Annotated in this window: 14 protein-coding genes; 13 read left to right on the top strand and 1 reads right to left on the bottom strand. The window is 53.1% G+C overall.

Going from position 1 to position 14061, the window contains the following annotated elements:
• Positions 1 to 3 precede the first annotated feature (3 nt).
• Entirely contained in the window at positions 4 to 603 is a 600-nt protein-coding gene (locus EGM51_14620; protein ID QBG48575.1) for a hypothetical protein, read from the top strand.
• On the top strand, positions 600 to 1448 hold the full coding sequence (locus tag EGM51_14615; GenBank protein ID QBG48574.1) for a hypothetical protein: 849 nt from the start codon (positions 600 to 602) through the stop codon (positions 1446 to 1448). The genes EGM51_14620 and EGM51_14615 overlap by 4 nt, the downstream gene beginning before the upstream one ends.
• 140 nt (positions 1449 to 1588) lie before the next feature.
• Here EGM51_14615 and EGM51_14610 read toward each other — a convergent pair whose 3' ends face one another.
• Positions 1589 to 2203, bottom strand: a complete 615-nt coding sequence (locus EGM51_14610; GenBank protein ID QBG48573.1) for a hypothetical protein — start codon at positions 2201 to 2203, stop codon at positions 1589 to 1591.
• A 385-nt stretch (positions 2204 to 2588) separates the two neighbouring features.
• Here EGM51_14610 and urtA point away from each other — a divergent pair, with 385 nt between their 5' ends.
• The 11 genes from urtA to EGM51_14555 all read left to right on the top strand — a co-directional run bounded on the left by urtA (position 2589) and on the right by EGM51_14555 (position 13964).
• Positions 2589 to 3842, top strand: coding sequence for an urea ABC transporter substrate-binding protein (gene urtA, locus EGM51_14605; GenBank protein QBG48572.1), 1254 nt, complete (start codon positions 2589 to 2591; stop codon positions 3840 to 3842).
• 68 nt (positions 3843 to 3910) lie between these two features.
• On the top strand, positions 3911 to 5539 hold the full coding sequence (urtB, locus tag EGM51_14600) for an urea ABC transporter permease subunit UrtB (GenBank protein ID QBG48571.1): 1629 nt from the start codon (positions 3911 to 3913) through the stop codon (positions 5537 to 5539).
• Positions 5532 to 6689 carry an urea ABC transporter permease subunit UrtC gene (urtC, locus tag EGM51_14595; GenBank protein ID QBG48570.1) on the top strand — a complete coding sequence of 386 codons (1158 nt, stop codon included), beginning with the start codon at positions 5532 to 5534 and terminating at the stop codon, positions 6687 to 6689. Before urtB ends, urtC begins: the two co-directional genes overlap by 8 nt.
• Positions 6689 to 7483 (top strand): urea ABC transporter ATP-binding protein UrtD, encoded by a 795-nt coding sequence (urtD, locus tag EGM51_14590; GenBank protein QBG48569.1) that lies wholly within the window; start codon positions 6689 to 6691, stop codon positions 7481 to 7483. The genes urtC and urtD overlap by 1 nt, the downstream gene beginning before the upstream one ends.
• Before the next feature lie 2 nt (positions 7484 to 7485).
• On the top strand, positions 7486 to 8172 hold the full coding sequence (gene urtE / locus EGM51_14585) for an urea ABC transporter ATP-binding subunit UrtE (GenBank protein QBG48568.1): 687 nt from the start codon (positions 7486 to 7488) through the stop codon (positions 8170 to 8172).
• A gap of 160 nt (positions 8173 to 8332) precedes the next feature.
• Positions 8333 to 9193, top strand: a complete 861-nt coding sequence (locus tag EGM51_14580; GenBank protein QBG48567.1) for a hypothetical protein — start codon at positions 8333 to 8335, stop codon at positions 9191 to 9193.
• A gap of 78 nt (positions 9194 to 9271) precedes the next feature.
• Positions 9272 to 10027: an urease subunit gamma gene (gene ureA, locus EGM51_14575; protein ID QBG48566.1), complete on the top strand. Its 756-nt coding sequence runs from the start codon at positions 9272 to 9274 to the stop codon at positions 10025 to 10027.
• Entirely contained in the window at positions 10024 to 11730 is a 1707-nt protein-coding gene (gene ureC, locus EGM51_14570) for an urease subunit alpha (protein QBG48565.1), read from the top strand. The genes ureA and ureC overlap by 4 nt, the downstream gene beginning before the upstream one ends.
• 4 nt (positions 11731 to 11734) lie before the next feature.
• Positions 11735 to 12397: a hypothetical protein gene (locus EGM51_14565; protein ID QBG48564.1), complete on the top strand. Its 663-nt coding sequence runs from the start codon at positions 11735 to 11737 to the stop codon at positions 12395 to 12397.
• Positions 12398 to 12483: 86 nt separating this feature from the next.
• Positions 12484 to 13158, top strand: a complete 675-nt coding sequence (gene ureG / locus EGM51_14560; GenBank protein ID QBG49321.1) for an urease accessory protein UreG — start codon at positions 12484 to 12486, stop codon at positions 13156 to 13158.
• An 8-nt stretch (positions 13159 to 13166) separates the two neighbouring features.
• The gene (locus EGM51_14555) at positions 13167 to 13964 is read left to right on the top strand and encodes an urease accessory protein UreD (GenBank protein QBG48563.1); all 798 of its coding nucleotides are present in this window, start codon (positions 13167 to 13169) and stop codon (positions 13962 to 13964) included.
• Positions 13965 to 14061: the final 97 nt, after the last annotated feature.

Here is a 14061-nt window from a genome sequence, read left to right as displayed (position 1 = left end):
AATATGAAAAATCCTTTGGCAAAATTGTCGCGCAGAGAGCGGCTGTATGTACTGGCCGGGAGCGGGGTGCTGCTGTTCGGACTTGTGCTGTATCCGGCCGGTAAAAAAGCCGCCGCGTTTCGTGAAGAACAGTTTGAAATGCTTCAGGATGAAGCGGCACTGCTGGAAGAACTGTATCTGCTTGAGCTGGATGCCTGGGCGATCGAGGAAGAGCATGAGCAGCTGAAAAGTGCATTGAGCGAAGCGGATGATCTGCTTTTTCCTCCGATTGAAAACCGGATTCTCACACAGACCGCCATGATTAAACTGCTGAACGAACTCGGACCCGATCTTGAACTGGAAACCACTGCGGGACGTTCTTCAGTGGGGGCTGCAGCCAATCAGTTGAATCTGGAGTTGAAGGGGGAGGGCCGTTATCCGGAAATTCTGAAATTCATACACCGTCTGGAAACCTATCGACCGCTGATTCTTGTGCAGGATTTTTCATTGTCCGAAAGGCGGACCCGCCGACGGCGGCGTGGTCCGAGCACGGATACTGCAGAACCCCGTCTGTCGCTGCGTATGTCCATCCAGATTATCTGTCAGGCCGGAGGTGAAAAATGAATTTGAAATATACCCGTTTTATGATCCCCGGACTGGGCATTCTCTGTACCGCCGGTGCGGTGGCGGTTGTCATTTCCGCACGTGCTCCGCTGGATATTGATTTATCGATGGATGGAGAAACCGCTTACGATGTCCGGGTTCCGGAAAACCTGGACCCCGGAAACGATCTGCCTACGATGGAGGAGGTGGTTGAAAAACACCTGTTTGTGAAAGAACGTAAAGCGACCGGACAGAACACCTTTCCCGATCTGCTGGTGAAAGGGGTTTATGTCGGTGATGAAAGCAGTGCGGTTTTTTCGCTTAAATACCGTCCAGAAGCCAATCTTCGGGTCTGGAAAGGAGACGTGGATTCCGTCATCAGCCGGATTACGGATCCGCGGGATGTGCGCAAACCGATTGTTGATTTTCTCAGCGAGTGGGATATCAAGGAGATTACTTTCGAGGGTGTGATAGTAGAACACATCATCACCGGTGAGGTGGAAACCTATCTGGTGGATTATACCCCTTCCAAACATGTCAAGGACAGTGCGGAAGCGGGCTATGGTCAGGGTTTACTGACGGTAACCGAGCAGGGAGGATCGAAAACAGCGAACAATTCAAAAAATACCGCACGGAAAGCTCCGCAGAACTCTTCCATGCAGCAGCGGGCACAGGCTTTTCAGCAGATGCGTTCCATGGTGGAATCCATGTCGCCTGAACAACGGGCCCGGCTGGCGGAACGGATTGCAGGCGGTTTTCAGCCCGGGGGTCAGAGAAATCAGTCGTCGGACCGGAATTCATCGAACAGCAGAAATTCGAATTCCTCTTCCAGGAACTCTTCTTCAAACCGGAACCGGTCGCGGTAGAGGTTATTACCGGATATAAAAAGGGCGGCGACAGCAGTCATGCATTGCTGATTGTCATTCTGTTTACAGCACAAAAAAGCACTCAGAAAATAGAATCTGAGTGCTGGCAGCGGCCGAAGCCGCCTTTTCTGAAGGAATGCTTAGTTGCGGTTTTTCCGCATATCATTCCGCATGGCTTCACGTTCGGTTTCGCTGAGTTTTCCATCGCCGTCGGTGTCATATTTTGCCATGGCTTCTTCGCGGTTCATCCGCGGACCACGTTGGCGATCCTGTCCGCGGTCGGGACGTCCGTTTTCTGCTTTGGCATCCGGATTGGACTTCTGGTCTTCCATCAGTTTTTCGAGTTCAGCCGCCGACAGTTCGCCGCTTCCGTCGGTATCATATTTTTTCAGCATTGCGGCAGTGCCGCCAGGACCTCGGCGCCCTTGACCGCCGCGCTGACGCATTTCGCTGCGCATGGTTTCACGTTCGGTTTCATTGAGCTTTCCGTCGCCATCGGCGTCATATTTTTTCAGCATTTCTTCGAAGTTCGGGCGCTCTCCGCGTTCTCCGCGTTGACCGCCGCGCTGGCGCATTTCACTGCGCATGGTTTCGCGTTCGGTTTCACTAAGTTGTCCGTCGCCGTCGGCGTCATATTTTTTCAGCATTTCTTCAAAGTTCGGACGCTGTCCGCCGGGGCGCTGTGCTTCTGCAACATAGGCTGCACCAAAGAGTGCCATCATGAGTCCTGCTGTCTGCCATACCTTGTTATTCATTTTTATCTCCTGGGGTTGAATTGTTTATTGCTCGTGTTCATTAAACGGGTGCCCCGGATAATTATTGTTTCTTTATCTTTTTTTCTGAAAGAGAGACCGATGGAACGCGCGGGAAGAGTTGCTGTATAAATGTAAATACATATATGAATCATATGTATAGATATAAAACATATATGTAATATATAAGAGTAGGATTACCGCTGCTCCGATAGGATAGAAAGTGTTTTTCATTTTTCTTAACTTCTTGTTTAAAAGGTATTTATGATTTAGATGATAATTTTATACATATTTTATAACCTTCTGGTGGCACGTCATCTGCGAAAGGGTCAGGCTCGGATGCACTATTTGCTGAAGATTGAACCTAACCCAGAAGCAGGAGATACTTATGAACAGGAAATATTTCATTGCGGCCTCCGTCCTTGCGATGGCCGGCTTTGGTGCGGCGACTGATGCCCAGGCTGAAGAGACGATTAAAGTCGGTGTGCTTCATTCGCTCAGTGGCACGATGGCGATTTCTGAAACATCGCTTAAAGATGTCGTGCTGATGGCGGTGGAGGAATTGAATGCCTCCGGCGGTGTTCTCGGAAAAAAAGTGGAGGCCGTGGTGGTTGATCCGGCATCGGACTGGCCGCTGTTCAATGAAAAGGCGAAAGAGTTGATCACCAAGGAAAAGGTGGCGGTAACCTTCGGCTGCTGGACATCAGTCAGTCGTAAATCGTGCCTTCCGGTTTTTGAGGAATATAATGAACTGCTGTTTTATCCGGTGCAGTACGAGGGCGAGGAACAATCACTGAATGTATTCTATACCGGTGCATCTCCGAATCAGCAGCTGGTTCCGGCGGCGGAATATATGATGAAGGAAATGGGCTGCACCAAATTTTATCTGCTGGGCACCGATTATGTGTTTCCGCGTACGGCCAATAAAGTGCTGAAAGCCTATCTGAAAAGCGTCGGCGTACCGGACGAAAATATATACGAAGAATACACTCCGTTTCATCACCAGGATTATCAGACGATTGTTGCAAATATCAAAAAGTTCGGCGCCTCCGGCGATGCCTGTGTATTGTCTACGATCAATGGGGACAGCAATGTTCCATTCTATAAGGAATTTGCCAACCAGGGTCTGACTTCGGAACTCTGCCCGATTATGGCCTTTTCGGTTGCAGAAGATGAGTTGCGCGCAATGGATGTTCAGCCGCTGGTAGGCCATCTGGCCGCCTGGAACTATTTCCAGAGCATTAAAACACCGGAAAACAAAGCATTCGTGAAAGCCTTCAAAGCATACTGCGCGGAAAACAACCTGCCCGGCGGTAAAGACCGTGTGACCGATGATCCGATCGAAGCGGCGTATTTCGGGGTTAAAGCCTGGGCCATGGGCTGCGAAAAAGCGGGAACCACCGATGTGGATGCGGTTCGCGAAGCACTTTACGGGCTCGAATTTGACGCGCCCGGAGGTAAAAAGAAATTTCATGAAAGTAATCAGCACACCTATAAACCGGTGTATGTGGGTGAAATTCTGAAAAACGGTCAGTTCAAAATTGTGTATGAATCCGACGGTCTTGTTGAGCCGGATTCCTACAGTAAACTGCTGCATACCGACGGAAACTTCCCGGCACCGACCGGCGGTCCGAAAAAATAATCTCTCCTCCAGTAGGGTTGTCGGGGCGTGAGTCCCGGCAGCCTTATGTCTCCCCATCTCTGGAATTCATGAATAAACTTAACGTTATTTTTACCGGACTGCTGTGTTTTTTCGGAATGACGGCTGTTGCGGATCCGGTTGAAAATCTGCTTAAAGCGCTGGCTTCATCGGATGCGGATCATCGAAAGGTTACACTGGCCAGACTGGTCGAAACCGGAGATCAGCGTCTGATTCGGATTCTCGGGGATTACCGGCTGGGCAGTCTTTATCTCTGGAATGATCAGCTGGTTCTGGGGCTGGAGGTTACTGAAAACGATGATCTGGATGAATTTGTTCATCTCGGCGATCTCTTCAGCCGGGAACCGCTGAAGGATGAATCCGGTGCAGTGCGGATTGTTCCGATCGAGGAAACGGAGCTGGTTGAGCCGTCGCGCCGCGAACGAAAAAATGTACTGAATGCGATTATGCTGCTGGAGCTGCATGCGCCGGATCACAGCCGGCGGCTGGAAGCGGTGCGCCGCTCCGGGCTCGGTAAGGATATTGAAGGTCTTCGCGAAACCCTTTTTAAACTTTCGGAATCCGATCCGAAACGGAATATCCGTAAAAGTGCCAACGAAAGCCTGGCGCTGCTGCAGCTACGGTTTGGATCGGAAGAGGAGAAACGTGCGGCGGTGAAAGAGCTTGGAAAAATCCGCAGTATCCGTGCCCGTTCCTTTATCGAAAATATGGATGATCCCGGGGTTGCGGCGGCCGTGAAAACCGCGCTGGCCCGGATTACTGCCCGTGAACGACTGATCAGTACGTTCAATATTCTGAATTCCGGAATTTCCACCGGTTCCGTGCTGGTGTTGATGGCACTGGGGCTGGCGGTGACCTTCGGCATGATGGGTGTCATCAATATGGCACACGGCGAAATGATGATGATCGGCGCATACACGACTTACTGCATGCAGCTGTTTTTCGGACATACGCCGGATTCCCCGAACAGCATCTATTATGTGCTGGCATTGCCGGCGGCGTTTCTGATGTCGGCCGCCTTCGGCGGTCTGATTGAATGGACGGTGGTGCGGCGGCTCTATAAACGGCCGCTTGAATCGCTGCTCGCCACGTATGGCGTCGGTTTAATACTGATTCAGACCATCCGCCTGATTTTCGGTGACAACCGGCCGTCGAACTCCCCGGTCTGGCTGCAGGGTGGCATTGAACTTTCCGAGGGCATGAGCCTTTCCTTTAACCGGATTTTCATCTTTTTTCTCTGTGCGGTCTGTGTGGGCGGAGTAGTGGCGCTGATGCGCTTCACCTCGCTGGGTCTTAAAATGCGGGCGGTGATTCAAAACCGTGATATGGCGGCTTCGATGGGAATCAACACCCGGATGACCGACAGTTTTACGTTTATGCTCGGTTCCGGTCTGGCCGGAATTGCGGGATATGCTTTGACGACCATCGGCGGAATCACACCGGATATGGGCCAGAACTATATTGTTGATTCCTTCCTCGTGGTGGTGACCGGCGGAGTGGGTAATCTGGCCGGGGTGGTCTGCAGCGGCATGGGACTCGGGTTGTTGAATAAACTGCTGGAAGGCACTTTTTTCGGTGCGGTATGGGCCAAGATCATTGTGCTGGTCGTGGTGATCACCTTCATACAGTTCAAACCGTCCGGTCTCTTTGCTCCGAAAGGGAGGTTGGCCGATGACTGAGCGAACGATGAATGAACCGGCCGGTATCCATCTTGGATCGCGTTGCGGAACTTCCGCCGGACAGATGAATATATCGTTTGCCGGTGTGGTGCTGGCTATTGCCGTGCTGCTGCCCCTGCTGGCACAGGCCGGACTGGTTTCTGTTGAAACGGTTAATATGGCCGGGCGTTATATGGCGTTGGCGATTGTGGCGCTGGGACTCGATCTGATCTGGGGCTACACCGGAATCCTCAGTCTGTGTCAGGCTTTTTTCTTTGCACTCGGCGGGTATGCCATGGGTATTCATCTGGCGCATCAGGGCACGTTGCACAATGGTATTCCGGAAGCGCTGTATGTGGTTTACCCGTATAAAATCGGTGAAACGCGCGGCATGGAAGTGCTGCCCTGGTTCTGGCAGATCTTCAAACCGTTCACGCTGACGGTTATTCTCGGTATTCTGCTTCCGGGGCTGGTTGCAGGGTGCATTGGATTTGCCGGATTTCTGAGTCGGGTGCGTGGCGTCTATTTCTCGATTCTTACGCAGGCTTTGACGGTTGCGGCCATGATGTTTTTCAGTAAAAACGAGATGAAGCTCTGCGGGACCAACGGGCTGACGCATTTCAAAACCATTGCAGGGCACGACCTGAGCGATCCGTCGACAAAGATCGGGCTGTATGTGGTTACGCTGCTCTGTCTGATCGGGGCCTATCTGATCTGTCTGCTGATCACCAAAACACGTTTCGGCCGGGTGCTGCTGGCGGTGCGCGATTCCGAAACCGCATTGCGGTTTGCCGGCTATAAACCCTATGCCTATAAAACCGCCATCTTTGTATTTGCCGGCATGCTGGCCGGGCTGGCCGGACTGTTGTATACGCCGCAGGCGAATATTATGACCCCTTCCTATATGGAAGCGCGCTGGTCGATCCTTATGGTGATCTGGGTGGCGGTCGGCGGACGCGGTACATTGGTCGGGGCGGTTACCGGTGCGCTGGTGATCAACCTGCTTTACAGCATGATGACTTCGCAGTGGAGCATCGGCCGTTTTGACTGGAAACCCGATTACTGGCCGTTTGTGCTCGGGCTGCTGTTTATTGTGGTCGTGCTGGCGCTGCCCCATGGAATTGTCGGTCTTTGGCGGAAGCTTATCGGTAAACTGGCGGAGCTTGACTGATGGATCTGAAAACACCGGATTACGTAAACGACAATCCCGAACAGAATGAGCTTTGGGATAAAAAATATCTCCTTTTTCTGTCGGGCATCACAGCGGTATTCGATGGCTTCAAGGCGCTTGACCTCGAAAATCTTGGCATTCTGCACAACGAACTGCGGGTGGTGATCGGACCGAACGGTGCCGGTAAATCAACGATGTGCGATGTGATTACCGGAAAAACCCGGCCGACCACCGGCAAAGTCTGGTTCGACGGCACCGAGATTACGAAGAAAAAGGAGGACGAAATTGTGCGCATGGGCATCGGCCGGAAATTCCAGACCCCGACCGTATACGACAGTCTTTCAGTTTACGAAAATATGGAGCTTTCGCTGCCTGGTTCAAAGGGGGTTTTTAAAACGCTGATTGCACAGAATAGCAAAGTGGAACACGACCGCATTATGCATCTGCTGGAACGGGTGCGACTGGCCGATGATGCCGACACGGAGGCACGCTATCTCAGCCACGGCCAGCGCCAGTGGCTGGCCATCAGTTCATTGATTCTCTCCCAGCCGCGCCTGCTGCTGGTGGATGAACCGGCGGCAGGACTCACTGATGCCGAAACCGAGCTGACCGGGGAACTGCTGCTGGAACTGAAAAAAGACCATACTCTGATTGTAATTGAGCATGATATGGATTTTGTCCGTCAGCTGGATTCGCGCGTCACCGTGCTCTGTGAAGGACGGTCTATGGCTGAAGGTCCATTGGAAGAAGTGAAAAATAATCCGGAAGTCATTGAGGCCTACCTGGGACGCTGATCATGTTGAAGATTGATAAAATGAGTTTTTCGTACGGTGGGGTTCAGGCGCTCTTTGAGGTAACGATGGAGGTGCCTGTCGGGGAAATGGTCTGCATTATGGGTCGCAACGGCGTGGGTAAAACCACGCTTGTCCGCAATATTATGGGACTGCTTTCACTCTCCTTCGGCAGTGTGACTTTTAATGGCACCGATATTTCGGTGCTTCCGCCTCATAAGCGCGTTCGGCTGGGGATGGCCTATGTGCCGCAGGGGCGGCAGATTTTTCCCCGACTCACCGTCGAAGAAAATCTGCGGACCGGTCTGGCCTCGAAACAGGATCTGATTCCGACCGAGGTCTTTGAATATTTTCCGGTGCTTGATGAAATGCGCAGTCGCATGGGCGGGGATCTGTCGGGCGGACAGCAGCAGCAGCTTGCGATTGCCCGCGCACTGGTTACCCGTCCGAAGCTGCTGATTCTCGACGAACCCACCGAAGGCATTCAGCCGAATATTATTCAGCGGATCGGCGAGGTGCTGCGTTCCCTCAGCCGGGAACAGGGCATGACCATTCTGATTGTTGAGCAGTATCTGGATTTTGTGAAGGAGTTCTGTGACCGCTTCGTTTTGATGAATCGCGGCCGCGTGGTTGCCGCGGATGAAATAACCCATCTGCGTGAAGAGCTTGTGGAAGAGTATCTTCACGTCTGACGTTCATCCATTGCGACAACCCCGCGACCACTACTAAGGGAAAGAAAGCATAGTAAGGAAGAACAGCCATGAAAAGAATGATTATAGCCACAGTAGTGGCCGGAATAGGCTCGGTGGCAGTTGGTGCAGAAGATGAAGGTTTCACCATTAAGGGGTTGAAGTGTCGGGCTACCTTGATATGTCGGTTTCGGCCAGCGATTCGGAAGCCGGAACGGATACTTCGTACGGTCTCGATGCCGCAAATATCAAATTCAGCTCACAATTAACCGACGATGTTTATTTTGAAGCCCGGGTGAACGGAAGCGGCGACACCAACAGTGTGATGAACTCCATCGAACTTGAACAGGCCTATATGGCCTATTCCGGAATATCCAACGTGACCATTACCGCGGGTAAATTTCTCAGTTCTCTCGGATGGGAAGCCTATCATGCGCCGAACCTTTTCCAGTATTCATATTCCGCAACACTGGTATATCCGGGCATGCAGAACGGGGCTTCAGTACGCTATGCCGCAGACTGGTTTTCTGTATACGGTGCCGTTCTTGCCGGCGTTTGGGATAACTATGATAAGGATGGGTCCCGGGGCGGTGTAGAGGCCAGTGCCAAATTCACCGGAGTTGAAGATCTGACCGTTTTAATCGGCGGGGCCACAGAAAGCTATCCCGGCTACGATCAGTCTCTGCTCAATATATGGGCCAGCTATGCGATGGATCAGCTGCTGCTCGCAGCCGAATTCAACGCTGTGTTCGACTGGGGTGCGGAAGGTACGGATGGTTTCGGATGGCTGCTGATGGCCAACTATACCTTCACGGATCAGTTCGGGCTGACCCTGCGTACCAGTGGACTGATGGTTGAGGATGATGCCGGGAACGATGTGAACGACGACATAAAATTCACCGTGGCTCCATCCTATGTTCTGACCGACAATCTGTCGTTTGTTCTGGAATATAACATATTGGAAGACGGGGTGGCTGATGATACCATCCAGACCGTTGCATTGGAATCTATTGTAACCTTCTAGGATCGTGAAAACCGGGCGGTTTTCCGGCCGCCCGGCTCAGGATTCTTCGACCGGGGAGGTGTGGAATGAGGAGCGGGAATGCATTTATCACCGAGGGAAATTGAAAAGCTGATGCTGCATAATGCCGGGTTTCTGGCGCAGAAACGTTATGCACGCGGCCTGAAACTCAACTATGTGGAAACCGTGGCCCTGCTCTCCGCCCAGCTGCTGGAATTCATTCGCGAAGGCTGTTCCGTGGCTGAGCTGATGGAACGCGGAAAAAAACTGCTCGGTTTTGAGGATGTAATGGACGGGGTGGCATCCATGCTTCCTGAAGTGCAGGTGGAAGGAACCTTTCCGGACGGCACTAAACTGATTACGGTGCACCAGCCGGTCTGCCGGGAAAAGGGGGAACCGGAACTGGCGCTTTACGGTTCCGGTCTGACCCGGAACAACGCCGGAATTCCGGTGGATAACATCATTGAAAAAATGCCCGGCGAAGTCATCTGCGAGACCGGTGAACTGGAGCTGAATGCCGGCCGGAAAACCCTTGAACTGACTGTACTCAACCACGGCGACCGGCCGGTGCAGGTCGGTTCACACTATCCTTTTTTTGAAACCAATCCGGCCCTGCTGTTCGATCGGGCCAAGGCGTTCGGGAAGCGGCTGAATATCCCGTCCGGTACCGCGATCCGGTTTGAACCCGGCGAATCCAAACGGGTTGAGCTGGTTGATATCGGCGGCACGGCCACCGTGCGCGGCGGCAATGCGCTGATCCAGTCCACCGATTCGGAAGAGGCGGCCCTGAAGCTGGCTCGTAACCGAAGCTTCAACCACGAAGAGGAAGCCAGATGAAAATTCCGCGTAAAAATTATGCCGCAATGTTCGGTCCGACCACCGGCGATAAAGTACGGTTGGGAGATACGAATCTGGTGATTGAAGTTGAAAAAGATCTCACCGTCTACGGTGATGAATGTAAATTCGGCGGTGGTAAAGTGCTGCGCGATGGCATGGGGCAGCAGTCCGGAGTTTCACAGGACGTCGCGCTGGATCTGCTGATTACCAATGCGCTGATTCTCGATTATACCGGAATTTATAAAGCTGATATCGGCGTCAAAAACGGCCGCATTCATGCCATTGGTAAAGCCGGTAATCCCGATATGATGGACGGTGTGAATCCGGATATGATCTGCGGTCCGACCACCGAAGTGATCGCCGGGGAAAAACTGATTCTCACCGCCGGGGGATTTGACGCCCATATCCATTTTATCTGTCCTCAGCAGATAAACGAAGCGTTGGCTTCCGGTCTCACCACGATGCTCGGCGGCGGCACCGGCCCGGCCACCGGCACCAATGCCACGACCTGTACACCCGGTAAAACCCATATTGAAATGATGCTGCGGTCCACCGATGCCTATCCCATGAATTTTGCCTTTCTCGGCAAAGGTAACAGCTCGAGCCCTGTGGGACTGACGGAACAGATCGAAGCGGGAGCCGCCGGACTGAAGCTGCACGAAGACTGGGGTTCGACCCCGGCGGCGATCGACTGCTGCCTTGATGTGGCGGAGCAGTATGATGTGCAGGTGGCCATTCATACCGATACCCTGAATGAATCGGGAATGGTGGAAAACACCTGTGCATCATTCAAAGGTCGAACCATTCATACCTACCATACCGAGGGTGCCGGCGGCGGGCATGCACCCGATATTATGAAGCTGTGCGGCGAGCCCAATGTGCTGCCGTCCTCCACCAATCCGACCCGGCCCTATACCGTGAATACGATCGATGAGCATCTCGATATGCTCATGGTCTGTCATCATCTCGATAAACGGATTCCCGAAGATGTTGCTTTTGCGGAAAGCCGTATCCGTGGCGAAACGATCGCTGCGGAGGATATACTGCATGATATGGGGGCCCTTTCAATTATTGCCTCCGATTCCCAGGCCATGGGCCGCATCGGCGAAGTCATCACCCGCACCTGGCAGACTGCTCATAAAATGAAGGAACAGCGCGGACCTTTGCCGGAGGATGAAGGGACGGGAAATGATAATTTCCGCACACGACGTTATGTGGCGAAATATACCATCAATCCTGCCGTGGCTCATGGTATGAGCCACGAAATCGGTTCTATTGAACCCGGAAAACTGGCGGATCTGGTTTTATGGCGCCCCGATTTTTTCGGCAGCAAACCGGAAATCGTCATTAAGGGCGGTGTGATTGCACAGGCGCAGATGGGTGATCCGAATGCATCGATCCCGACGCCGCAGCCGTTCTTTTCGCGGCCTATGTTCGGCAGTTTCGGTTCGGCCCCGGCCAATAATTCGCTGGTGTTTGTTTCGCAGGCTTCGCTGGACAATGTGGCCGGGTATCATTTGAACAAGTCTGCTTCCGCTGTGAAAAACTGCCGGGGACTGACGAAAAAGGATATGAAGCTTAACGACCTGCTTCCCGATATTGAAATTGATCCGGAAACCTACAAAGTGACTGTCGACGGGGAGCACCTCACCTGCGAACCTGCTGAAAAACTGCCGCTGGCGCAGCTGTACCAACTGTTCTGATTTCATGGCTCTGACCTCCATCCAGATGATGCACCTGGCGGATTCAGCCCTGCCGGTCGGGGGGTTTGCTTTTTCCAGCGGTCTTGAAGCGGCGGCTAAATGCGGCATGGTGCGTACCCGGTCCGAACTGATTCGCTATCTGAAAAGTGCCGTGGAACAGTGGGGGCATTTTGAACAGCCGTTTATCGGTCGGTTTTTCCATAATCCCGATGCGGATGTTTTTATTCGCTACGACCGTATGATGCTGGCTGAACCCATGCGCAAAGCCTCCATCGCCCAGGCACGCGGCTGGTATCGTGTACTGGCCGATCTTTTTCCAGCCCTTGGAAAGGTTGATTTTAAACAACAGTTCAGGGATGCGGGGGCGGCGGTGCACTACCTGCCGCTGCTGACGCTCTGCCTGAAAGCGGCCGGTGCATCGGAATCCCAGGTGAAGGAACTCTGTCTGTTTACCCTGCTGCGTGACCAGATCAGTGCCGCGGTCCGGCTGGGGCTGATCGGGCCTTCGGCGGCACAGTCCATTCAGTCGGAATTCGAGCAGGATATGAGTGCGGTGCTGGCAGCATCGGAAAACAGTAAAATGAGCGATGTGCGGCGTTTTACTCCGATGCTTGAAATCGCACAGATGCTGCACCCATCCCTCTATAGCAAATTATTTCAAAATTAGGAGAACCATGTATGAGCCATACGCACGACCACCATCATCATTCGCATGATCATCACCATCATGAGCACGGGCATACGCACGAAGTGATGGAACATCCGGGGCATTACGACGAGCGCGAGGTGCCGCTCCGTCGCGATTTTTTAAAACGGGCGTTTACCATCGGAATAGGCGGCCCGGTCGGGAGCGGTAAAACGGCTCTGACCAAAGCGCTTTGCGAGGCCCTGCGCGATGAAATGAGTCTGGCTGTGGTGACCAATGATATTTTCACACAGGAAGATGCCGAGTTTCTGACGCGCAACAGCGCACTGCCGGCTGAACGGATTATCGGGGTGGAAACCGGCGGCTGTCCGCACGCGGCCATCCGCGAGGATATTTCGCTGAATCTTAATGCGCTTGAAGAACTGATGGAGCGGTTCGACGGCAGGGTTGAATGGCTGCTGCTGGAAAGCGGCGGTGATAATCTGGCGGCCAACTACAGCCGCGAACTGGCTGATTATACGATTTATGTCATCGATGTTTCAGGCGGCGATAAAATTCCGCGCAAAGGCGGGCCGGGTATTACGCAGTCGGATCTGCTGATTATCAATAAAACCGATATTGCCGAACTGATCGGCGCGGATCTGGGCGTGATGGAGCGCGATTCTAAAAAGATGCGCGGTGACGGTCCGTTTCTGTTCACGCAGTGCCGCAATAATGTGGGTATTTCTGAAGTGATCGAACATATCCGTGCGGCGTACAATCAGCAGGTTGTGGGGAAATAAATCCGATTGTGAAAACAAGCAGGCTTGAACTCGACCGGATACGCTCCGCAACACGGGTGACGCGCATGGTCAGTCGGGCGCCGTTGCGGCTGATGGAAACCGGTGTGCATGACGATACCGTGGAAATTCAGCTGGCCTCCTATGGCGGCGGCATCCTGCAGGGCGACCGGATCGGGCTCGACGTGCGGTGCGGCGAGGAAACCGGCCTGCTGCTGAAATCACAGGCCAATACCCACGTCTATAAAAACGAAACGAAAGAATGGGCGGTGCAGCTGCTGACCGCGGATTGCGGAAGCCGGTCCCGTGTGCACATTCTGCCGGAACCGGTGGTGCTGCACGCCGGCGCCCGGTTTCGTCAGGAGCAGCGCTGGAATATTTCCTCTACTACCGATCTGGTCCTGGCCGACTGGATGCAGTCGGGCCGCAGCGAATCATCGGAACAGTTTTCTTTTGAGCAGTTTGAATCAGTGATTTCCATTGCGGTGGATGATATTCCGGTGGTGGAGGAAAAATTCAGCTGCCGGCCGGCGGTTGACGATATCCGAAGCCCGGCGGTTTTCGGCCCGTTCGATCTGATGCTGAACATCTACCTTCTGGGACCGTCGGCGGAGCGCTATCCGGAACTGCTGCAGCCGTTTCTCGATTTCCAGCAGCACCACACCGATGTTCTTCCGCAAACCAGTACCCGTCCGAATCCGGAAATGTTGTGCGCACTCAATCCATTACCCTTCGGAGGTTATATGCTTCGCTGCCTCGCGATCACCCGCCGTCAGCTCCAGCCAATCATGGATGTTTTCTCCATCTGATTTTTCCGGCCTTTGGAAGTGGAAAAACGGTGGTAAATCTCTAATATTCGCGTTCTTTAGCGATCCGAAGGATTCGGCTCGCTGTTAATCGTTAGTT

Source organism: Verrucomicrobia bacterium S94, from assembly GCA_004299845.1.
In the GTDB taxonomy this organism is placed as follows: Bacteria; Verrucomicrobiota; Kiritimatiellia; order Kiritimatiellales; family Pontiellaceae; genus Pontiella.
This window is presented reverse-complemented; position numbering and strand designations above follow the sequence as displayed.

Excerpts from the sequence above, each read along its gene's own strand:
- EGM51_14620 (QBG48575.1), top strand. The coding sequence starts at position 4 with ATGAAAAATCCTTTGGCAAAATTGTCGCGCAGAGAGCGGCTGTATGTA.
- EGM51_14615 (QBG48574.1), top strand. The coding sequence starts at position 600 with ATGAATTTGAAATATACCCGTTTTATGATCCCCGGACTGGGCATTCTC.
- EGM51_14610 (QBG48573.1), bottom strand. The coding sequence starts at position 2,203 with ATGAATAACAAGGTATGGCAGACAGCAGGACTCATGATGGCACTCTTT.
- urtA (QBG48572.1), top strand. The coding sequence starts at position 2,589 with ATGAACAGGAAATATTTCATTGCGGCCTCCGTCCTTGCGATGGCCGGC.
- urtB (QBG48571.1), top strand. The coding sequence starts at position 3,911 with ATGAATAAACTTAACGTTATTTTTACCGGACTGCTGTGTTTTTTCGGA.
- urtC (QBG48570.1), top strand. The coding sequence starts at position 5,532 with ATGACTGAGCGAACGATGAATGAACCGGCCGGTATCCATCTTGGATCG.
- urtD (QBG48569.1), top strand. The coding sequence starts at position 6,689 with ATGGATCTGAAAACACCGGATTACGTAAACGACAATCCCGAACAGAAT.
- urtE (QBG48568.1), top strand. The coding sequence starts at position 7,486 with ATGTTGAAGATTGATAAAATGAGTTTTTCGTACGGTGGGGTTCAGGCG.
- ureA (QBG48566.1), top strand. The coding sequence starts at position 9,272 with ATGCATTTATCACCGAGGGAAATTGAAAAGCTGATGCTGCATAATGCC.
- ureC (QBG48565.1), top strand. The coding sequence starts at position 10,024 with ATGAAAATTCCGCGTAAAAATTATGCCGCAATGTTCGGTCCGACCACC.
- EGM51_14565 (QBG48564.1), top strand. The coding sequence starts at position 11,735 with ATGGCTCTGACCTCCATCCAGATGATGCACCTGGCGGATTCAGCCCTG.
- ureG (QBG49321.1), top strand. The coding sequence starts at position 12,484 with ATGGAACATCCGGGGCATTACGACGAGCGCGAGGTGCCGCTCCGTCGC.